This window comes from Paludisphaera soli (assembly GCF_011064595.1).
GTDB classification, from domain to species: domain Bacteria; phylum Planctomycetota; class Planctomycetia; order Isosphaerales; family Isosphaeraceae; genus Paludisphaera; species Paludisphaera soli.
In genome coordinates, this window is record NZ_JAALJI010000025.1 from 1 (window position 1) to 18769 (window position 18769).

Here is an 18769-nt window from a genome sequence, read left to right on the forward strand (position 1 = left end):
TAGGCCCATGCGTCCCGCCGGCCTTCCGCCTCGGCCACTCTGGTTTCCAGCATGACTCGAGGAATCGGGGGCCGATCTTGGGTCCGCAGAGGTCAGGGCGAGTCGGCCAGGCGATGGCACCGGCCTCGCTTTAGCCGACCAGAACGGGGCCTCCATCTCAGTCGATGATCGGCTGGCTCACCCGCAGATACGAGAACAGGTCGCGGACCTGATCGTCGCTGAGGTCGTCGAGCAGTCCGGCGGGCATGATGGAGGTCTTCGAGGGCTCGAAGGCCTCGACGTCCTCGCGGGCGAACGTGCGCTCCTCGCCTTCGGCCGTGCGGAGGACGATGACGCGGGGGTCCTCGTCGGCGCGCACGCCGGCCAGGACGCGGCCGTCGGTGGTGGCCAGGGTGTAGGCGACGTACCCTTCGCGGACCTCGGCCGAGGGGTCGACGACGGCCAGCAGCATCGAATCGAGGTCGTCGCGGCGGTACGTCGTCAGCTCGGGGCCGACGTTCCCTCCTTTGCCGAACAGCGTGTGGCAGCGCTCGCAGCGCTCCTGGAACACGGCCCGGCCCGCCTTGGGCGTCCCGCCGCCGGCGCGGGCGACGCCGGCCAGCCGGGCGATCCGCTCCTTCGCGCCCGACGCCGATTCGGAAGGGGCCGGGCCGAACGCGCGGGCGGCCAGCTCGTCGACCTTCGGATCCTTCAGGTCGCGGAACCGCGCGACGACCTCGCGCGGGACGGTGCGGGCGTCGACCCGGCCGTCGGCCGCCGCGGCGAGGAAGGTCGCCGCCCAGGGCCGGCGCGTGGCCAGCAGGCTCCAGGCCGAGGCCAGCACGTCGTCGGGGAGCGTCGCGTACATCTTCAGGATTTCCTCGGCGATCGCCGGGTCGTCGTAGACCGCCAGCGCCGACAGCGCCGCCGATCGCAGCGGATTGACGGCCGAATCGCGGGCGACGGCCAGGATGGCCTCCCGGCACGAATCGACGCGGACCTCGCCCAGCACGCGGAGGTACTGGAGCTGCTTCTCGCGGTCGCCGCCTGGGTCGGCCAGGGTGCGGAGGGCCTCGGCGACGGCCTCGGGCTTCGCGCGGCGGAGGCCCAGGACGATCGAGGAGCCGCCGTGCTTCTCCAGCGAATCGGCCAGCGCGGGGGGGAGGCCCGCGGTCGAACGCCCGAGGTAAGCGGCCTCCAGCCCGGTCATCAGCCGGGCGACGTGCTCCGGCCCCGGCGCGGCCTCCAGCAGCCGGACGCACGCGTCCAGGTCCTTGCGGCCCCCGGCGGCGGCGAACCGTCGCATCAGCCGTTCCTGAATCGTCGAGACGGCGATCGGAGCCTCCCACGCGGCTCGGTCGCCGAAGAGCGCCAGGACCGCCTCCGGGTCGCTCCCCACCTTCGCCTCGATCGCCCACCAGATCAGGAGCGGGAAGTGGGGATCGGACACGTCCTCGGCGCGATCCATCAACTTGCGCACGATCGCCAACGCGTCCCGAGCGGGGAGGCGCCTCGCGGACGAGGCGAGTTGGCTGCGGACCTCCACCCGAGGTTCGGCGCCGGCCATCGCCACCAGGGCCGAGGCGACCTCGGGCGCGACCTCGCCGTCGTCGCAGGCCAGCCGGACGGCCCAGGCGCGGACGAACGGGTCGTCGTGACGAAGGGCGGCCAGCGTGCTCGGATCGTCGAGCCCGCCGACGAGGTTCAACGCCCAGAGCGATTCGAGCGCGGCCTGGCCGGTCGTCGTCTCCATCCGACGCCGAAGCCCCGGTGCGAGGCTCGCATCCTTGCGATCGCCGATCAGCCGCAGCGCCGTCTGGCGGACCCAGCGGTTGGGGTCGTCGAGCTTCCTGACCAACTCGGACGAAGTCATCCGACCCAGGTCCGGGAGCGAGCCGCCGGGCTTCGCGTCGGCCGGGCGGATGCGGTAGATCCGGCCGGTGTCCACGTCCACAAGCCCCTCGTTGTTGCGCTGGTGGTTGACGTAGGAGTCGTGCCAGTCGGCGACGTAGAGGAAGCCGTCCGGGCCGAGGGTGACGTCGACCGGCCGGAACCGCTCGTCCTTCGTCGCCATGGCGAACCCGACGTCGCGGGTCTTGAACGTCGAGCCTTCGGGCGAAAGCTCGCTCATGACCACATGATTGAGGATCGGCGCGACGCCGAACAGGAGCCCGCGGTACTTCTCCGGGAACCGGCCCCCTTCATAGATGGCGAAGTCGTGCGTGAACCGGGGGACGCGGCCGTGGGTCATGGCCGGGAAATACCCAAAGGCGTAGGGGTTGGAGAGCGGCCCGTGCTTGTCGAAGCCCTTCTGGAAATAGCCCCCCTGGACGTAGGCGAAACCTCGCGTGTCGCCGCCGTTATGGCCGGAGTAGATCCGTCCCCTGGCGTCGACCTCGACGCCGAACGCGTTGCCGCCCCCCTCGGCGAAGACCTCATAAAGCCGCCGCTCGGGGTGATACCGCCAGATCTGCTGGCCCAGCGAGCGAACCGGCTCGTCGTCACTCCCCGGGCGCGACACCCGGCCCGTCACCGTGCTCCCCTGCGCCGCGTAGAGCCAACCGTCAGGGCCCCAGGTCAGGCTGTTGACGACCGAGTGGGTGTCCTCCAGGCCGAAGCCTTGCAGGTGCACCTCGGGATCGCCGTCGGGCGCGTCGTCGCCGTCGCGATCGGGGTAGAACAGGAGATAGGGCGGGTTCAGGATCCAAACCCCGCCGCGGCCGCGCGCCACGGCGGTCGCCAGGTTCAGGCCCTCGACGAAGGTCTTCTGGCGGTCGTACGTCCCGTCGCCGTCGACGTCCTCGTGGATGGTGATGCGATCGAGGCCGCGGACGTGGTTGGGCGGCGCGGTGGGGACCTTGTCGTACGCCACCCGCCAGACGCCGTCGCGGCTGAGCATCTTCAAGCCGGCGGGGTGGGGATACTGGGCGTACTGCACGACCCACAGCCGTCCGCGCTCGTCGAAGGTCAGGTTCAGGGGTTGGCGGACGGCCGGCTCGGACATCACCAGATCGACGGCCAGGTCGTCGGGGACCTCGAACGACGTGCGAGGGGCGGCCTCGGCGCCGGGCGCGGGGCGGTCCAGCGCCCAGAAGACCGCGTTGCGGAGGAGGCGTCGGAAGGCGGGCGTCTCGAAGTCGCCGGGGTCGCCGAGCGACGTGTAGAAGACGCGCGAATTCCCCTTCAGGTTGATCCAGGCGACCGGCTCGGCGGGGTGGCCCTCGATCGCGCCGGTGAGCATGGGGATGGTCGTCGCCGCGAGCGGGCTCGACTTGTAGAGCGATCCGGGGCTGCGGAAGCCGGGCTCCACGCCATCGAGGATCGCGTGCCCCTTCGCCTCGGGCGCGAGGCTGATGGTCGGCTCCACGCCGTTCGCGTGATGGCCCGTGTAGTGGCCGCCGAGCACGTCGGGGTCGAACGTCGTCCACTCGGCGTGGCCGGCGGGGGCCTTGCCCTTCGTGTCGAAGGCGTGGCTGGCCGTGCGGATGCCGACGACCGGCCTCCCCGACTCGACGTAGCCGCGGATGATCTTCATCTGAGCATCCGTCGGGGCCCGGCGGCGGGCGCTTACGAACAGGAGGTCGGCGTCGTCGAGCGCCTCGACGCCGGGGAAATCGTCCGGGGCCTTCGGGTCGGCGATGACGAACGTGCAGCGCACGCCGTTCGGCTCCAGCTCGGCCGCGGCGAACGTGGGGAGCGTCTCGGCGGTCTTGTACTCGTCGTCGCCGATCACGAACACGGCGCGAGGGCGGTCGTCGGGCCGGAACGCGAAGGCCGGTCGGCCGGTCAGGTCGGTCGAGACGATCGTCGGGCAGACGAACTTCTCGATGTGCTCGACGATCCGGTTCGTCCCTTCGAAGTGGGAGACGTAGGGGGGCCGCCGCGAATTGTACATGGTGTCGGTCAGGTCGCGAACCAGCACCACGTCCTTGCCGTTCTTCGCGAGGTTGCGGAGGCCGAACGGGCGACCGAGGACGCACATGTTCGTATGAACGCCCGTCAGCATGACGTGCTCGACGCCCCGGCTCGCCAGCAGGTTCCAGACCTCCTCGCCGGAGTCGCTGATGGCGTCCTCGTCGCGGATCTCGATCCGGGGATCCTGGGTCTTCCAGGCGTTGCGCTCGACGCAGCGGGGCCCGCAGTCGCAGCCGCCGTCGGACTGGTCGATGGGGTAGGCGCCGCGCTCCTCGGCCGGGATTTTGTAGCACCAGGCGCCGATGTCGGCCGGCAGGTCGTCCGCCTTCGGGGCGGCCTTCGCCCGCAGCCGGGCCGGATGGTCCTTGTAGGCGTCCATGCAGCCGCTGGGGGAGTGGACGATGAGGACGCCCTTGGCCCGAGCGTCGGCGACCACCTGATTCAGCACCGGCGCCAGTTCGCCGCAGCGTCGGGTCGCCCCTTTGCACCAGTGGTCGTCCCACATGTCGCAGACGATCAGCGCGGTCTTCGACGGGTCCCATGACGCCGTCGACGCGACGACCTCGAAGGCCGCCGGGTCGCTCGCGGCCGGCTTTCGAGACCGCTTGTGGACGCTCAGCGCGCCGTCGTCGTCGGCGATAGCCGCGCCGAGGGCCGTCGCCAGGATCGCGAGGCAGGCGAGGAGGTAGGGCCGCATCGGGGAGGCCTCCGGTGGGATGTCGCGGTGGGGATTTCCGCGCGGATCGGGTTCCGCTCGGACCGGGCGGAGAGTCCCGAAGATTCTCCGCCCGTCCCAGGCCCGCGTCAACGATCCGCCCCCCGCCCGGCGGTCGAGCGCCGCGACGTCACTCCCAGCGGGTGGGGCTGAGGCGGAGTTGCTTCAGCGTCTCGATGCGTTCGGGCGAGCCGACGAAGGTCTGGTCGGGGAAGCGGTAGTATTTGCGGATTCCGCCGAGGATGCGCTGGTCGAGCATCGAGTTCACCGACATGCCGGCGAGGTACTGGAGGCGCAGGTTGCGGTCGGTGTTGATCTGGGCGCCTTCCATCCATTCCTTCAGCATCGGGGCCTGGCCGGCGTAGCGGGAGATCAGGTCGACGCCTTCCTCCAGGCCGTCCACGCGGCCCTGGCCGAAGCCGACCTCGCGGAGCGAGAGCTTCACCGGCGCGTGGTCCGGGCGGTCGAGCTTCGCCTGGAGTTCGTCGAGGTCCACGACGGTGGGTTCCACCTGGCCGTAGAGCACGGCGTCGTAGGTGATCCCCTCGCGGTCGTTGCTCCAGAGGATGCCGTTGGGGAAGACCTGGAAGAATGTGGCGATGACGCTCCTGGCCGTCTCCACGTCGCTCTCGTACAGCGGGATCCAGAGGCTCACGCTGCCGCCCGGATTCAGGTGATCGCGGCACATCTGATAATATTCCACCGTGTTGAGCGCGGCGCAGCCCTTGACCCAGGGGTCGATCGGGTCGGACGTGATGACGTCGAACTTCTCGCGGGTGGTGTTGAGGAAGTGGCGGCCGTCGTCGTAGACGACCTCGACCTCCTTGCCGTTGACCATGTGCGGGTTCTGGCGGGCGATGCCGTCGACGACGTGGTAGTTCTCCGCGCCGAACATGGGGGCCACGACGGTCGGCACCAGGGGCTCGATGTCGCAGATGACGATCCGCTTCACGTCCGGGTGGAGCACGAACGACCCGGCGGTCACCCCCGCGCCGCACGCCACGACCAGGACCGATTCCGGCTTCTTGTGCAGGAGCGGCGGCAGGTGGCCGAGCATCCGCTGGAGTCGCATGTCGACAGCGCGGGTGGAGGCCTGCACCTTCCCCGCGCCGTGGAAGCTGCGCTCGCCGTCGGGCGAGGTGGTGACGGCGACCGAGACGTTCGCCCCCTCGCCGACGTAGGTGCAGAAGATGTCGTGCTCGCCGCGCTCCTCGGGGACCTCGCTGACGATCCCCGGCGCGGCCTGCGAGAGCACGCTGGTGGTCTGCCGGCCGAACGCGACGACCTGCCAGGGCACCGGCGGCAACGCCCAGGCCGCCAGCCCGGCCCCGGCCGTCGCCAACGCCAGGCCCGCCGCCAGCCCCGGCCGAAGCGCCCCGCCGGTCGGACGCACCAGCGGCGCCAGGACCACCAGTCCGGACGCCGCCGCCAGGCCGACGAGCACGCGCTCCGCGCCGGCCGTCCCGACGGCGGGGACCATCAGCAGGCTGAAGGCCAGCGCGCCGAGCAGGGCGCCGACCGTATTCGCCGCGTAGACCCGTCCCACCAGCCGGCCGGCGTCCTGCCCCGGCGAGGCCGCCGCCGCCAGCGCCAGGGGGAAGCTCGCCCCCCACAGGCAGGCCGGCGGCAGGACGGCCCACAGGCAGCGAGCCATGTCGAGCTGGAACATGTACCAGGGGCTCGGCGCCAGCTCTGGCATCACCGGCCAGTACGGCAACGACCCCGAGATCATGAACGCCGCCCAGGCGATCGCCGCCGCCAGCATCCACTGGCAGACCCCCAGCGCGACCCTCGCCGACGACGCCCGACGCGCCGCCACAGCCCCCGCGGCGCTGCCGATCCCCAGGCCGATCAGGAAGACCGCCAGGATCAGCGAGAACGTGTAGACCGTCGCCCCCAGCATCAAGGAGAGCAGGCGCGTCCAGGCCACCTCGGCCCCCAGCGCCGACGCCCCCGAAAGCCCGATCGCCAGGTAGACCGACCGCACGCCGACGGCCGGGCCGGCCTCCTCTTCGACTTCGACCTCGGCCTCGTTCGCGCGCGTTGAGGAAGGCAGCGCCAGCGCGATCAAGGCCACGGCCGCGTTGAGGGCGACGGCGACGTAGGTGGCCGTCGCCGCGTCGTGCACGCGGAGCAGGTAGAAGCCGGCCAGCAGGCAGCCGAAGACGGCCCCGGCGAGGTTGCCGCCGTAGAAGAAGCCGAGCCAGGCCACCCCCTCAGGGTCCGACTTCACCCGCCGCGCCACGGCCGGCAGCGTCGCGCCCATCAAGAGCGTCGGCGGCAGCAGGCAGATCCCGGCCACGACCCCGCGCAGCAGGACGTCGGGCGCGCCGTATCCGGTGTAGAGGAGATAGAGCCGCTCGACGTGCGGCAGGCCGAGCAGCACCAGCAGCCCCATCGCGCCGATGGCCAGCTCCAACGCCGCGTAGACCTTCAAGGGGTCGCGGCGGGGAGACACCAGGCGCGGCAGCAGCAGGCTCCCCGCGCCCATGCCCCCCATGAACGTCCCCAGCAGGACGCCGAGCGAGACCGCCGTGGAGCCGATCACCAGCTGGAGCAGTTGGAGCCAGACGACCTCGTAAATCATCGCCGCGCAGCCGCTGGCGACGAACAGCAGGAGCATCGCGGGGAGGGACCGCCGGGACGACGACCCCGCGACGGCGGGATCGGGAGCGGGAGAGAGAGCGGTGGCCGTGAGCGACATCGCGCGGTCGACTCCGAAACGAGGGGGAGCGCCGCGAGTCGGTCCCGCCGGTGCACTCCGTTGACTGGGGACGAGTCGGGCCGGATTCCACTTCCGGCGGCCGGCGGCGAGGCGCGACGCGTCTCGCCGGCTTGACTTCACCTGGCCGGGTCGGGTCAGGCCAGCAGCTTGGTGCAGACCTGGCCTTCGTTGACGGTCGGCCGTTCGGGGCGGCCCTGGTGGCGGTAGATGAGCCGCGTGTGGTCGGCGCCCAGGCAGTGGAGGATCGTGGCGTGCAGGTCGTGGACGTGCAGCCGGTCCTCGATCGCGTGCAGGCCGGCCTCGTCGGTCTTGCCCAGGGTGATCCCGGGCTTGATCCCGCCGCCGGCCATCCACATCGTGAAGCCGTTGGCGTTGTGGTCGCGGCCGTCCCCCTTCTCGGACATCGGCGTGCGGCCGAACTCGCCCCCCCAGACGACCAGGGTGGAATCCAGCAGCCCGCGCCGCTTGAGGTCCTTCAGCAGGCCGGCGACCGGCTTGTCGCTGGCCAGGCAGTTCTTGCCGTGGTTCCCCTCGATGTCCTGGTGGGCGTCCCACTTGGAGCCGGCGCCGCAGTAGAGCTGCACGAACCGCACCCCGCGCTCGACCAGTCGGCGGGCGAGAAGGCAGTTGCGGCCCATGCTCTCCGTGACCGGGTCGTCCACGCCGTAGAGGGCCAGCGTCTCGGCCGACTCCCGCGCCAGGTCGACGGCCTCGGGGGCCTCGGCCTGCATGCGAAAGGCCAGCTCGTAGCTCTTGATGCGGGCGTCCAGCTCGGTCTGGTCGGGGCGGGCGTCCTGGTGGCGGCGGTTCAGGCGTTCCAGGAGCCCGAGCTTCGCCCGCTGGCGGGCGTCGTCGATGGTCGAAGGGGGGCGGAGGTGGGCGATCGGCTCGTCGCCACTGTTGATCCGCGTCCCCTGGTAGAGCGCGGGCATGAAGCCGGTGCCCCAGTTGCGGGGGCCGCCGGCGACGAGCGACTTGGGGTAGTCCTGCAGGACGACGTACCCGGGGAGGTCCTGATTCTCGGTCCCCAGGCCGTAGCTGACCCAGCTCCCCAGCGAGGGCCGGCCGCTGCGGGTGGACCCGGTGTTCATCTGGCAGACGCCGTTGACGTGGTTCAGGCCGTCGGCCCAGCACGACCGGATGATCGCCAGGTCGTCCACGCACTCGGCGGTGTGCGGCAGCCAGTCGCTGACCCACGCGCCGCTCTCGCCGTGGCGCTTCCACTTGCGCTTCGAGGGGAGGATCGGCGAGTAGAACTCGCCCATCGGCGTGATGACCGGCTTGAAGCTGGCGGGGATCGGCTTGCCGGCCAGCTCGTTCAGGAGCGGCTTGGGGTCGAACAGGTCCATCTGGCTCGGCCCCCCTTCCATGAACAGGAAGATGACGCTCTTGGCCTTCGGCTCGTGCGTCCAGGGGGCGCTCGCCGGCGCGCCGGGGATGGCGACGTTCGCCGCCGCCGCTCCCGCGTTCGACTCCCGCGCCAGCAGGTCCAGCAACGGCAGCGCGCCGAACCCCCCGGCGGCCTGGAGCAGCCAGTCCCGCCGCGAGAGGGGCGTCGTGCTGTGCGGGACGATCGGGCTCGGGTCGCGCGGGGTCATGATGGTTCCGTCTCCAAAAATTCCTTCCCCCCTGGCGGGGGAAGGTGGCCCGAAGGGCCGGATGAGGGGGGGACGAGCACAAGCACCGCCGGAGAATCGACCAGGCCGGCCGTCGCGAATCGTCCTTCCCCCCTCGTGGGGGAAGGTGGCCGAAGGCCGGATGAGGGGGGTGCCTGGGAAAGCCGTCGCTCGCCCTCGTGCTCTTCCTCGATGTTCGGTCGCTTACCGTCCTTCTCCCCTGAAGTCAGACGCCCCGCCGGCGGATGGGGAGGCGGATCGAAGGGTCGTCGCGTCCTCGCGCCGTCCGCCTTGATGGTCCCCCTCATCCGGCCCTACGGGCCACCTTCCCCCACCAGGGGGGAAGGGAAGAAACGCAAACCGTCGCCTCCTCGCTCACCAGGATTCAATCCACATACAAAAACTCGCTGGAATTCAACAACACGTGGCAGAAGTCCGCGAGGGCCTCCGTCTTGTCGGCCCGCCCGAGGAACGCCAGGGCGTCGGCCAGTTCGTCGGCCTCGGGCTCGCGGCCGGCGGCCAGGCGGTAGGCCAGGGCGATCCGGTCCCGATCGCGGGTCTCGCCGTCAACCGTGAGGCGGTCGAGGCGGGCGGCGAAGGCCTTCGCGCGGGCGAGGGCCCAGGGGCCGTTGATCATCTGGAGCGTCTGGGTGACGGTCGTGGTGGTGTTGCGCAGGCCCGTGCTGTTGAAGCCGTCGGGGGCGTCGAAGGCGTCGAGGATCGGGTCGCGGCGGTTGCGGACCACCTTGCAGTCAATCGACCGTCGGGGAGTCGCGGCGGCGTCGGCGGCCGGCCCGCCGCGCGTCGGGGCCAGCTCGCCCGAGGCGGCGAGCATCGCGTCGCGGACCTCCTCGGCCTCCAGCCGCATCACCGGACGCTTCCACAACAGGCGGTTCGCCGGGTCGACCAGCCGCGCGGCCTCGACCTCGCTCTCGGGCCGGAAGGCCGACTGGCGGTAGGTCGTCGACGTCACCATCAGCCGATGCAAGGCCTTGAACCGGCGGCCGTCGGCCACGAACCGGCGCGCCAGCCAGTCCAGCAGCTCGGGGTGCGACGGGGCCTCGCCGAGCTTGCCGAAGTCGTTCGAGGTCGCCACCAGCCCCCGGCCGAAATGGTCCTGCCAGACCCGGTTCACCACCACCCGCGTCGAGAGCGGGTTGTCCGGGCGGTTCAGCCAGGCGGCCAGCGCCAGCCGCCTGCCGGTCGACCCCGGCGCGGCGGCGGGACGCTCGATGGCCGCCGGCGACGGGTCGAGGACCGACGGGAAGCCCGGCTGGACGACCGTCGGCGTCTTGCGGCCGCCGGGGATCGCGGTCGGCGGCGGTTCGGGCCCCACGTCCCGGACGCCCAGGGCGACCGGCAGCGGCGCGGGCTTGATCGCGTCGTGCTTCTTCAGCTCGGCGGTCAGCTCCTTCCAGCGCGGGCGGTCGTCCTTGGCGATCGTCGCCTCAGTCACCTTCGTCTGCTCCAGGGCAAGCTGGCGGTAGGCCAGGGCCTTGATCTGGACGTCGTAGGGGGACAGCTCGGAGTCGGGCTGGAACAGCATCGCCTGGAGGTCGGGCGTGAACTTGGAGACGATGTCGCGCTCCAGCTTGTCGCGGGCCGGCTTCTCCAGCTCGGCGAGCTTCGCGCGGACGTCGGCCGTGGCCCGCTCCCAGGCGGCGAGCTTCGCGTCGTGATCGGCCTTGAATTCGGCGGAGTAAAGCGGTGCCTCGTCGACCGGCAGGATGGGGGCGAAGAAGGCCTGGAGTCGGTAGTAATCCGCCTGGGCGATCGGGTCGAACTTGTGGTCGTGGCAGCGGGCGCAGCCGACGCTCAGGCCCAGGAACGCCTCGCCCGCCACGTCGGTGATCTCGTTGAGGATGTCGGCCCACTGGCCCCGGACGTTCCGCTGGTTGGCCTCATAAGGGCCGAGCCGCAGGAACCCGGTGGCGATCGCGGCCTCAGGGTCGCCCGGCGCCAGCTCGTCGCCGGCGATCTGCTCGGCCAGGAAGCGGTCGTAGGGCTTGTCGGCGTCGAACGAGCGGACGACGTAGTCGCGGTAGCGCCAGGCCTCGGGGCGGTAGGCGTCGGCGTTGTGGCCGTCGGACTCGGCGTAGCGGACCACGTCCAGCCAGTGCCGGGCCCAGCGCTCGGCGTATCGCGGCGAGGCCAGCAGCCGGTCGACGAGCTTCTCATACGCGTCGGCCGCGTCGTCGGCGAGGAACGCGTCGACCTCCTCGGGGGTCGGCGGCAGACCGGTCAGGTCGAACGTCAGGCGGCGGATGAGTGATCCCTTCGACGCCTCGGGCGCGGGGGTCAGCCCGGCTTCGAGCAGCCCTTTCAGGACGAAGGCGTCGATCGGGTTCCGCGCCCAGGATTCCCAGGGGGTGCCGTCGAGACCCGTCAGGTCGGGCGGGGCCACGTGCTTCAGGGGCTGGAACGACCAGAACGAGGCGTCGGCCTTCTCGACCTTGGGGCGGGGGGCGTCGGCCTTCGCGGCGTCGGCACCGGCACCGGCCGGCCAGGGTGCGCCGGCCTCGACCCAGCGCGTCAGCGCGGCGATCTCGGCGGCCTCCAGCTTGCCCGAGGGGGGCATCTCCAGCCCTTCGTAGCGTACGGCCTCGACCAGCGGGCTCTCGTCGGGCTTGCCGGGCTCGACCACGGGGCCGGTCTCGCCGCCGTGCAGCAGGGCCTCGCGCGAGTCCAGCCGCAGGCCCCCCTTCTGCTTTTCGGAGCCGTGGCACGACTGGCACTTGGCGACCAGGAGCGGCCGGACTTCCTGCTCGAAGAACCGGACCCGATCGGCCTCGGCCCGGGGGTCGGCGGCGTCCCCCTCGCCCGCGCGCCCCGGCGGGGTCGAGATCGCGACCATCAGGGCCGCGATCGCCCCCAGCCCCAGCCCACGCGTCAGCGTCCTCGGAACGGCACCCATGCGGCGAAAGCCCCCGGGGAGATTTCCGACGATCCCGGCGCCCGGAGGGAGAGGTCCGGCCGGTTTCGATGCGATGTCCAACACCTGTTCAATGGGGTCCATCCTAGCCCATGCCCGATCCCGAAGCTACTTCGATCGTTCGCAAACCGAATCGTGACCGAATCCCGGAGAATCCGGCCGTCACCCAGGCTCGCGACCGTCACGTCCCCGTCCGCCGACGAAACCGCGCGAAATGTCGCATTGTGGGGGTAGGGGAGGCTCCGCGCTGGACGACCCTAGCGTCGACTGGACCGGCAAGCCTTCCCAGGATCCAGCGGCGAAGAAAACGACACTCCTCACTCAACGCCACCAGATCGCGAGGCGGGACCTTCGGGTGCCACGGGTTCTCCGAGCCCGTGGACCGGCCGGGGATCTCGGCGAAGGCTCGGGAGCGGCCCGACGCCGATCCACGGGTTCTCGAACCCGTGGCACCCGAGTTCGGCCCTCTCCTAGAGATCCCGTGCCGTTGGTATTGAGGGAGGAGGGTCAAGAAAACCACCACGAAGCGCGCCGAACGAACCCAATCTCCCAGCCGCACAATCCAACTCCAAAGCATTACCAAGATGAGACTTGCGTCCGACGGCCTCGTTCGCCGCGGCGCGCGAACGAACCCAATCGAAGCCGATCTCCGGCGGGGCGGTTTGTGGCCCTCATGGGGTTGGGGCCGAGCGGCGGCGGCCCAGGATCAGGTAGGAGGCGAGGTCGGAGTAGTCATCGGTCCAGGGGGAGGATCCGGCACGGATTCGGGAGGCCAGCCAGGGCTCCGGAGGAGGTTCGGTCCCGGGCTCGATCATCACGGCCCAGATCGAGGGCTGCCAGCCGATCGCTCGGGCGTCAGGGGGGGCGTCCAGGTCGTACCGGACCCGGCAGGCGAGGCCGGCGTCGGCGGCCTGGCGGGCCATCAGGGGTTCCAGGTCCAGGTAGCGGTTGGTGATGTTGAAGGCCAGCAAGCCCCCCGGGGCCAGGCGGCTCCGGTACAGGGCGAGGGCCTCGCGGGAGAGCAGATGGACGGGCACGGCGTCGGAGCTGAAGGCGTCCAGCACGATCAGGGCGAAGCCCCCCTGCGCCCCGGCGGCCAGGCGGAGGCGGGCGTCCCCCTCGACGACCGACACCTCGGCCCCTCGGCGGCGGGCGTCGGCCAGGTAGGTGAAACAGGAGGGGTCCTCGGCGACCCGGGCCACGGCGGGGTCGATCTCGTAGAACGTCCAGTCCTGCCCCGGCCGGGCGTAGCAGGCCAGGGTCCCCGTGCCCAGGCCGACGACCGCCACCTTCGCCTCGGGACGGTCCAGGCCGAACGCGCCGGAATTCAGCAGCCCGCCGATCGGCCCCGACCGCGTGAAATAGGTCGAGGGCTCCTCGCGGAGAATCGGGTCCAGGCTCTGCTGGCCGTGCAGGGTGCTGCCGTGCATCAGGCGACGGGAACGACTCCCGGCGTCCTCCAGGACCCGGAGCGCCCCGAAGAAGTTCCGGCCTCGGCGGACGACCTCGCCCCCCCGGTCGGGCGCCAGGCCCCCGGCCAGCAGCACGGCGCCGATCGTCAGGGCGAACCGCAAGGGGCGGGCCCCGGCCTTCCAGACCGCCAGGACCCCCAGCCCCGTCGCCAGGACCAAAGCGATCGCGCCCAGGGCCGATTCCCCCAGGTCCAGCCGGGTCAGCAGCCCGCCCGTCCCCGCCACGACCGCCGGGATCGCCGCCTCGCGGGCCGGGCTCCGTCCCCGCTCGCCCCCCGGCCGCGCCGCGAACGCCAGGCAGGCGAGGAACAGGGCCAGGGGATACTCCACCATCCGGTCGAACAGCAGGGGGGCCAGGATCGCGCAAAACAGGCTCCCCAGGACCCCACCCAGGCCGATCGCCAGGTAGAACGCCGTCAGCCGACGGGCGTCCGGGCGCGACTCCGCCAGCCGATGGTGGGCGATCAGGGCCCCGACGAAGAACGTCGCCAGGTGCAGCGGGGCCCAGGCCAGGTGGACGAACCCCGCCCCCAGCACCAGCGCCAGGGCCGCCGCCAGCCAGGGGAAGGTCGGCCCCAGCGTCCTGGTCCAGCGCCCTCCCACGCCCGCGAACGCCAGGATGTAGGTGACCAGGTACACCCCCAGCGGGATCGTCCAGAGGAGCGGCATCGGGGCCAGGTCGGTCGTCAGGTGGGTCGTCAGGGCCAGGAGCCAGAGCGCGGGGAGCGCCGCCAGGGCCACCCAGCGGAGGAGGTCGCCGGCCGCGACGGGGGGGGCGCGACGTTCGACCGCCGGCCCGCCGGACCGCCAGGCGGTCGCGGCGCAGGCGAGCGTCAACGCCGACGAGGCCCCGAACCCGACCGCCCAGGCCCGCGTCTGCCAGGCCAGCGTCGACAGCGGCTCGATCAGGAGCGGGTACGCCGCCAGCGCCGCCAGGTTCCCGGCGCAGCTCGCGGCGTAGAGGGCGAACGGGTCGCGCGCGGGCCGGCCTTCGGCGTCGGCCGTCAGTGAGAACCAGCGCTGGAGCAGGGGGGAGGTCGCCGCGATCAGCACCAGCGGCAGCCCGGCCGAGGCGGCCAGCCTGGCGAACAGCCAGAGCCCCGGCCCCGCGCCGGCGTCCGAGGTCGAAGGGCCCTCGACCGGGAGCCGGATCGGCAGGAAGGCGAGGGCCGCGACCGTGAGCAGCCCGTGCAGCGCGGCCTGGCCCCGGACGCCCAGCCGGGATGTGCTGGCGTGTGCGTAGGCGTAGCCGGCCAGGAGCGCGGCCTGGAAGAACAGCATGCACGCGTTCCAGACCCCCGGCGTCCCGCCGAAGGCCGGCAGCAGCATCTTGCCCACCATCGGCTGGACCGCGAACAGGAGCGCCGAGGCCCCCAGCACGGCAGCCCCGAACAGCCCGATCAAGCCCTTCGTCTTCATGACCCCTCGCCGTCGGCCGTCCGGTTCCTACAATAAGAGCGGAAGGGCCAGTATCGCCCCCGGACCCGCCCAGGATCAACGCGCCGCGGCGCCCCGACAGGATAAGGAAGCCACCGAAGTTGTCCCACCACCACTGGCCCGGCAGCCGCCGGGGATTCCGGTCGTTCCTCCGCTCCCAGCGCGAGGCCCTGAGGCGCAAGCCCCAGGACGCCCCGCTCGACGACCGGAACCGCAATCACCCGGCCCTGCGGCACCGCTCGCTGGCCGAGCTTTATCGCGAGCTGTACGGGATCTTGAAGGGCCGCCGCGCCGCGATCGGACTGGCGCTCCTGATGCTCTCGTTCGCCACGGTGCTCAAGCTCGTGCCGCCGGCCGCCACCAAGGCCGCGATCGACTACGTCCTGCTGGGGAACCCGATCCCCGAGGCGATCGTCCGGTCGTCCCCCGTGACGATCCCGGAATCGCCCCGGGTCCGGCTGCAGCTGCTGGTCGCCGCCGTGGCGGCGGTGACGCTGCTGGCCACGGCCGCCAGCCTCTGGAGCCGCTGGATCGCCACCAAGACGACCAAGCGGGTCCAGATCGACGTCCGCCGCAAGGTCTACGACCACGCCATGCGGCTGCCGCTGCACCGGGTCTACGCCCTGAAGTCGGGCGGGGCGTCGAGCCTCCTGCGCGAGGACGCGGGGGGGGTCGGCGAGCTGCTCTTCAGCATGATCTACAACCCCTGGCGCGCCGTGGTCCAGTTCATTGGCGGCCTGATCGTGCTGGCCTGGGTGGACTGGCGGCTCCTCTCCGGGGCCCTGGTCCTGCTGCCGGGGCTCTACCTGTCGGACCGCTTCTGGAACCGCCGGATCCGGCCGATCTACCGCGAGGTCCGCAAGAAGCGCCAGCAGATCGATTCCGAGGCCACCGAGGTCTTCGGCGGCATGCGGGTCGTCCGGGCCTTCGGCCGCCAGAAGTCCGAGTCGACCCGGTTCATGATCGAGAACCACCTGATGGCCCGCCTGGAGCTGTTCGTCTGGTGGGTCTCGCGGGTGGTGGAGCTGGTCTGGGAGCTGCTGGTGCCGCTGGCTTCGGTGGGCCTGCTGTACTACGGCGGGACGCAGGTCCTGGCGGGCAAGCTCTCACTGGGCGACATGATGATGTTCCTGGTCTACCTGACCATGCTGCTGGAGCCGATGGCCGTCCTGGCGACGAGCGTCACCCAGTTCCAGAACCAGCTCTCCGGCTTCGACCGGGTGCTCGACCTGCTGGCCGAGCCTCGCGAGATGGCCGACCGCCCCGGCACCCGCAAGGTCGAGAAGGCCCGCATCGAAGGCCGGATCACCCTGCAGGACGTCTCGTTCGCCTACCCCAACTCCGACCGCCTGGTCCTCCGCGACGTGGACCTGGACGTGGAGCCGGGGGAGACGATCGCCCTGGTGGGCCGCAGCGGGTCGGGCAAGACCACGCTCTGCAACCTCGTCGCGCGGTTCTACGACCCCACCTCGGGTACCGTCCGGCTCGACGGCGTGCCGCTGCCGGAGTACGACGTGGAGAGCTACCGCCGGCTGCTGGGCGTGGTCGAGCAGGACGTCTTCCTGTTCGACGGCTCCATCGCCGAGAACATCAGCTACGGCGACCGCTCCGCCTCGATGGCGAGGATCATCGAGGCCGCCGAGGCCGCCAACGCCGCCGAGTTCATCGAACGCCTCCCCGACGGCTACGACACCTTCATCGGCGAGCGCGGCGTCCGCCTCAGCGGCGGCCAGCGCCAGCGGCTCGCGATCGCCCGCGCCATCCTGGCCGACCCCCGGATCTTCATCCTGGACGAGGCCACCAGCAACCTCGACAGCGAGAGCGAACGCCTCATCCAGCAGAGCCTGGCGCGCCTGCTGAAGGGCCGGACCTCGTTCGTCATCGCCCACCGCCTCAGCACCATCAAGAGCGCCGACCGCATCCTCGTCCTGGAGGACGGCGTCGTCGTCGAGGCCGGAGCCCACGAGGACCTCATGGCCGCCGCCGGCCCCTACCGCGACATGGTCGAGCTGCAGAGCCTCGGCGGGTAGCGGTGAGCCTGTCGGCGGTTCATCCTTCGGGCCGCCGGCTCGCCGGGGCCAGGATCGAGGCGGCCCAGAGTAGGCCGAAGAACCCCGCGCACGCCGCCAGGGCCCACGACGAAGCCTCCCGGAACTCCTCGCCGTGAATCCTCAGGTGCACGGCGAGGAGGCCGGCCGCCCCGGCCGCCAGCACGAGGCCGGCCGCGCGATCGGCCCGCCGCCCTCCCCGGAGGCGTGCGATCGCGAGCCGGCCCGCCTCGATCGCGAGCAGGAGCGACAGGCCGAGGGATGCGACCCGGGAAAGCCCGCGGAATCTCCGATCGGGCCCGTCGAACAGCCAGGACGTCGCCGAGATCCAGGGCGCCGTCAGCAGGGCCGCGGCGACGAGGATGGTCGCAGCCCCGAGGCCCCGCCAGGCGCGCCGACTCGATGCCGACATGGGCGGACCTCATGCGAAATCGGCCTCGACCTCGGGCTTGGGCTTGGGCTCGACCGCCCGTCGCGGGTCGATGAGCAGCCACAGGACCATCCCGACGAGGGCCACGCCGACGTAAATCCAGAAGCCGGGGTCCCACTGGGCTCGGCCGCTGCGGCCGGCGGCCTTCATGGAGTCGACGAACCAGCCCAGGAACGTGGGGGAGATGATCCCGCCGACGTTCCCGATCATGTTCATGAGTCCGAACAGCGCGCCGACGTGCCGGCCGCTGACCTGCGTGGCGGCCGCCCACCAGGCGGGGACCTGGACCTGCACGCCGAACAGCGCCAGGGCCACGAGCCAGGCCGAGAGCCTCGGCGAGTCGACCGAGAGGCTCCCCGCCAGCGCCCCGGCGGCGAGCGCCGCGCCCAGAACGGCCTGGAGCGTCCGCCCCCAGCGGCGGCCGGCGGGCCCGCGCGTCAGGCGGTCGGTCAGCCAGCCGCCCAGCAGGCAGCCCACGGCCCCCGCCCCCAGCACGAGGCTGGAGTACCACGCCGAATCCCCCGCCGAGACCCCGCGCGCCTGCTGGAGGTACTTGGGATACCACGAGATCAAGAGGTTGTAGATCCCCGCCATCGTGACCATCGCCAGCCCCAGCAGCCAGACGTCGGGCGAGCGGAAGACGAGCGGCCAGGGGATCGGCGCGTGGGTCGTCGAGACGTCCTCGCCCTTCCGCCCCTCGGCGATCAGGCGACGCTCGGCCTCGTTCGCCGCCGGGTGCGAACCGGGATCGTCCCGGAACCACCAGTAAAAGGCCGCCGCCCAGGCCAGGCCGACCAGGCCGAAGGCCCAGAACGTCCCCCGCCAGCCGAGTTGGTCGATGAGCCGCTGGCTGACCACCGGCGCGAAGGTCCCGCCGAGCATCATCGAAGTCGCCACGATCCCCTGAGCCCGGCCCCGGTCGGCGTCGGAGAACCAGACCCGCAGCACCCTCGCCGAGTTGGGCAGGGCCCCGGCCTCGCCCGCCCCGAACAGGAAGCGCACCGCCAGCAGGGTCATCAAGCCGCCCGCCACGCCCGTCAAGGCCGTGAAGACCGACCACCAGACCACGATCCGCGTCAGCACCCCGCGCGAGCCGTAGCGGTCGCCCCAGCGCCCCGTCGGGACTTCGAACAGGACGTAAGACAGGCTGAAGGCCGAGAACACCCAGCCCATCCGCGTGTCCGAGATCCCCAGCTCCTCCTGCATCGCCGGCGCGGCCTGGCCGATGCAGACCCGGTCCAGGTACAGCACGAACGTCATCGCCGCCAGGAACGCCAGCACGCCGAACCGTACGCGCGTCGGAGCCTCGTGGGTATCCATCATCGGATCAGGGGCTCCTCATAATCTGTTTCATCGACGAACGTCCTCGCTCCACCCCTTCCCCCTGGTGGGGGGAGGTGGCCCGCAGGGCCGGATGAGGGGGACCATCAAGGCGGACGTGACGGGAGGGCGACGGTGTTCGTGCTCGTCTCCCCCTCATCCGGCCTTCGGCCACCTACC

General features: G+C 71.6%; 8 protein-coding genes. 1 reads left to right on the forward strand and 7 read right to left on the reverse strand.

Annotated elements, in window-relative coordinates; all coding sequences use genetic code 11:
• Nucleotides 1–157: 157 nt before the first annotated feature.
• The 5 genes from G6O68_RS24485 to G6O68_RS24505 all read right to left on the reverse strand — a co-directional run bounded on the left by G6O68_RS24485 (nt 158) and on the right by G6O68_RS24505 (nt 14773).
• Complete coding sequence (locus G6O68_RS24485; protein ID WP_165251289.1) at nt 158–4591, reverse strand: PVC-type heme-binding CxxCH protein; 4434 nt, start codon at nt 4589–4591, stop codon at nt 158–160.
• Between the two features lie 148 nt (nt 4592–4739).
• Complete coding sequence (locus tag G6O68_RS24490; RefSeq protein WP_165251290.1) at nt 4740–7313, reverse strand: spermine/spermidine synthase domain-containing protein; 2574 nt, start codon at nt 7311–7313, stop codon at nt 4740–4742.
• 155 nt (nt 7314–7468) lie between these two features.
• Nucleotides 7469–8932, reverse strand: coding sequence for a DUF1501 domain-containing protein (locus G6O68_RS24495; RefSeq protein WP_165251291.1), 1464 nt, complete (start codon nt 8930–8932; stop codon nt 7469–7471).
• Nucleotides 8933–9335: 403 nt separating this feature from the next.
• Complete coding sequence (locus G6O68_RS24500; RefSeq protein WP_165251292.1) at nt 9336–11864, reverse strand: PSD1 and planctomycete cytochrome C domain-containing protein; 2529 nt, start codon at nt 11862–11864, stop codon at nt 9336–9338.
• Between the two features lie 689 nt (nt 11865–12553).
• Nucleotides 12554–14773 carry a fused MFS/spermidine synthase gene (locus tag G6O68_RS24505; protein ID WP_165251293.1) on the reverse strand — a complete coding sequence of 740 codons (2220 nt, stop codon included), beginning with the start codon at nt 14771–14773 and terminating at the stop codon, nt 12554–12556.
• 119 nt (nt 14774–14892) lie between these two features.
• On the opposite strand from G6O68_RS24505, the gene G6O68_RS24510 reads away from it, so the two are divergent.
• Complete coding sequence (locus G6O68_RS24510; RefSeq protein ID WP_240911495.1) at nt 14893–16821, forward strand: ABC transporter ATP-binding protein; 1929 nt, start codon at nt 14893–14895, stop codon at nt 16819–16821.
• Between the two features lie 19 nt (nt 16822–16840).
• Here G6O68_RS24510 and G6O68_RS24515 read toward each other — a convergent pair whose 3' ends face one another.
• Together G6O68_RS24515 and G6O68_RS24520 are read right to left on the reverse strand one after the other, a co-directional pair.
• Nucleotides 16841–17251: a hypothetical protein gene (locus tag G6O68_RS24515; protein ID WP_165251294.1), complete on the reverse strand. Its 411-nt coding sequence runs from the start codon at nt 17249–17251 to the stop codon at nt 16841–16843.
• 9 nt (nt 17252–17260) lie between these two features.
• On the reverse strand, nt 17261–18592 hold the full coding sequence (locus tag G6O68_RS24520) for an MFS transporter (RefSeq protein WP_165251295.1): 1332 nt from the start codon (nt 18590–18592) through the stop codon (nt 17261–17263).
• Between the last annotated feature and the right edge of the window lie 177 nt (nt 18593–18769).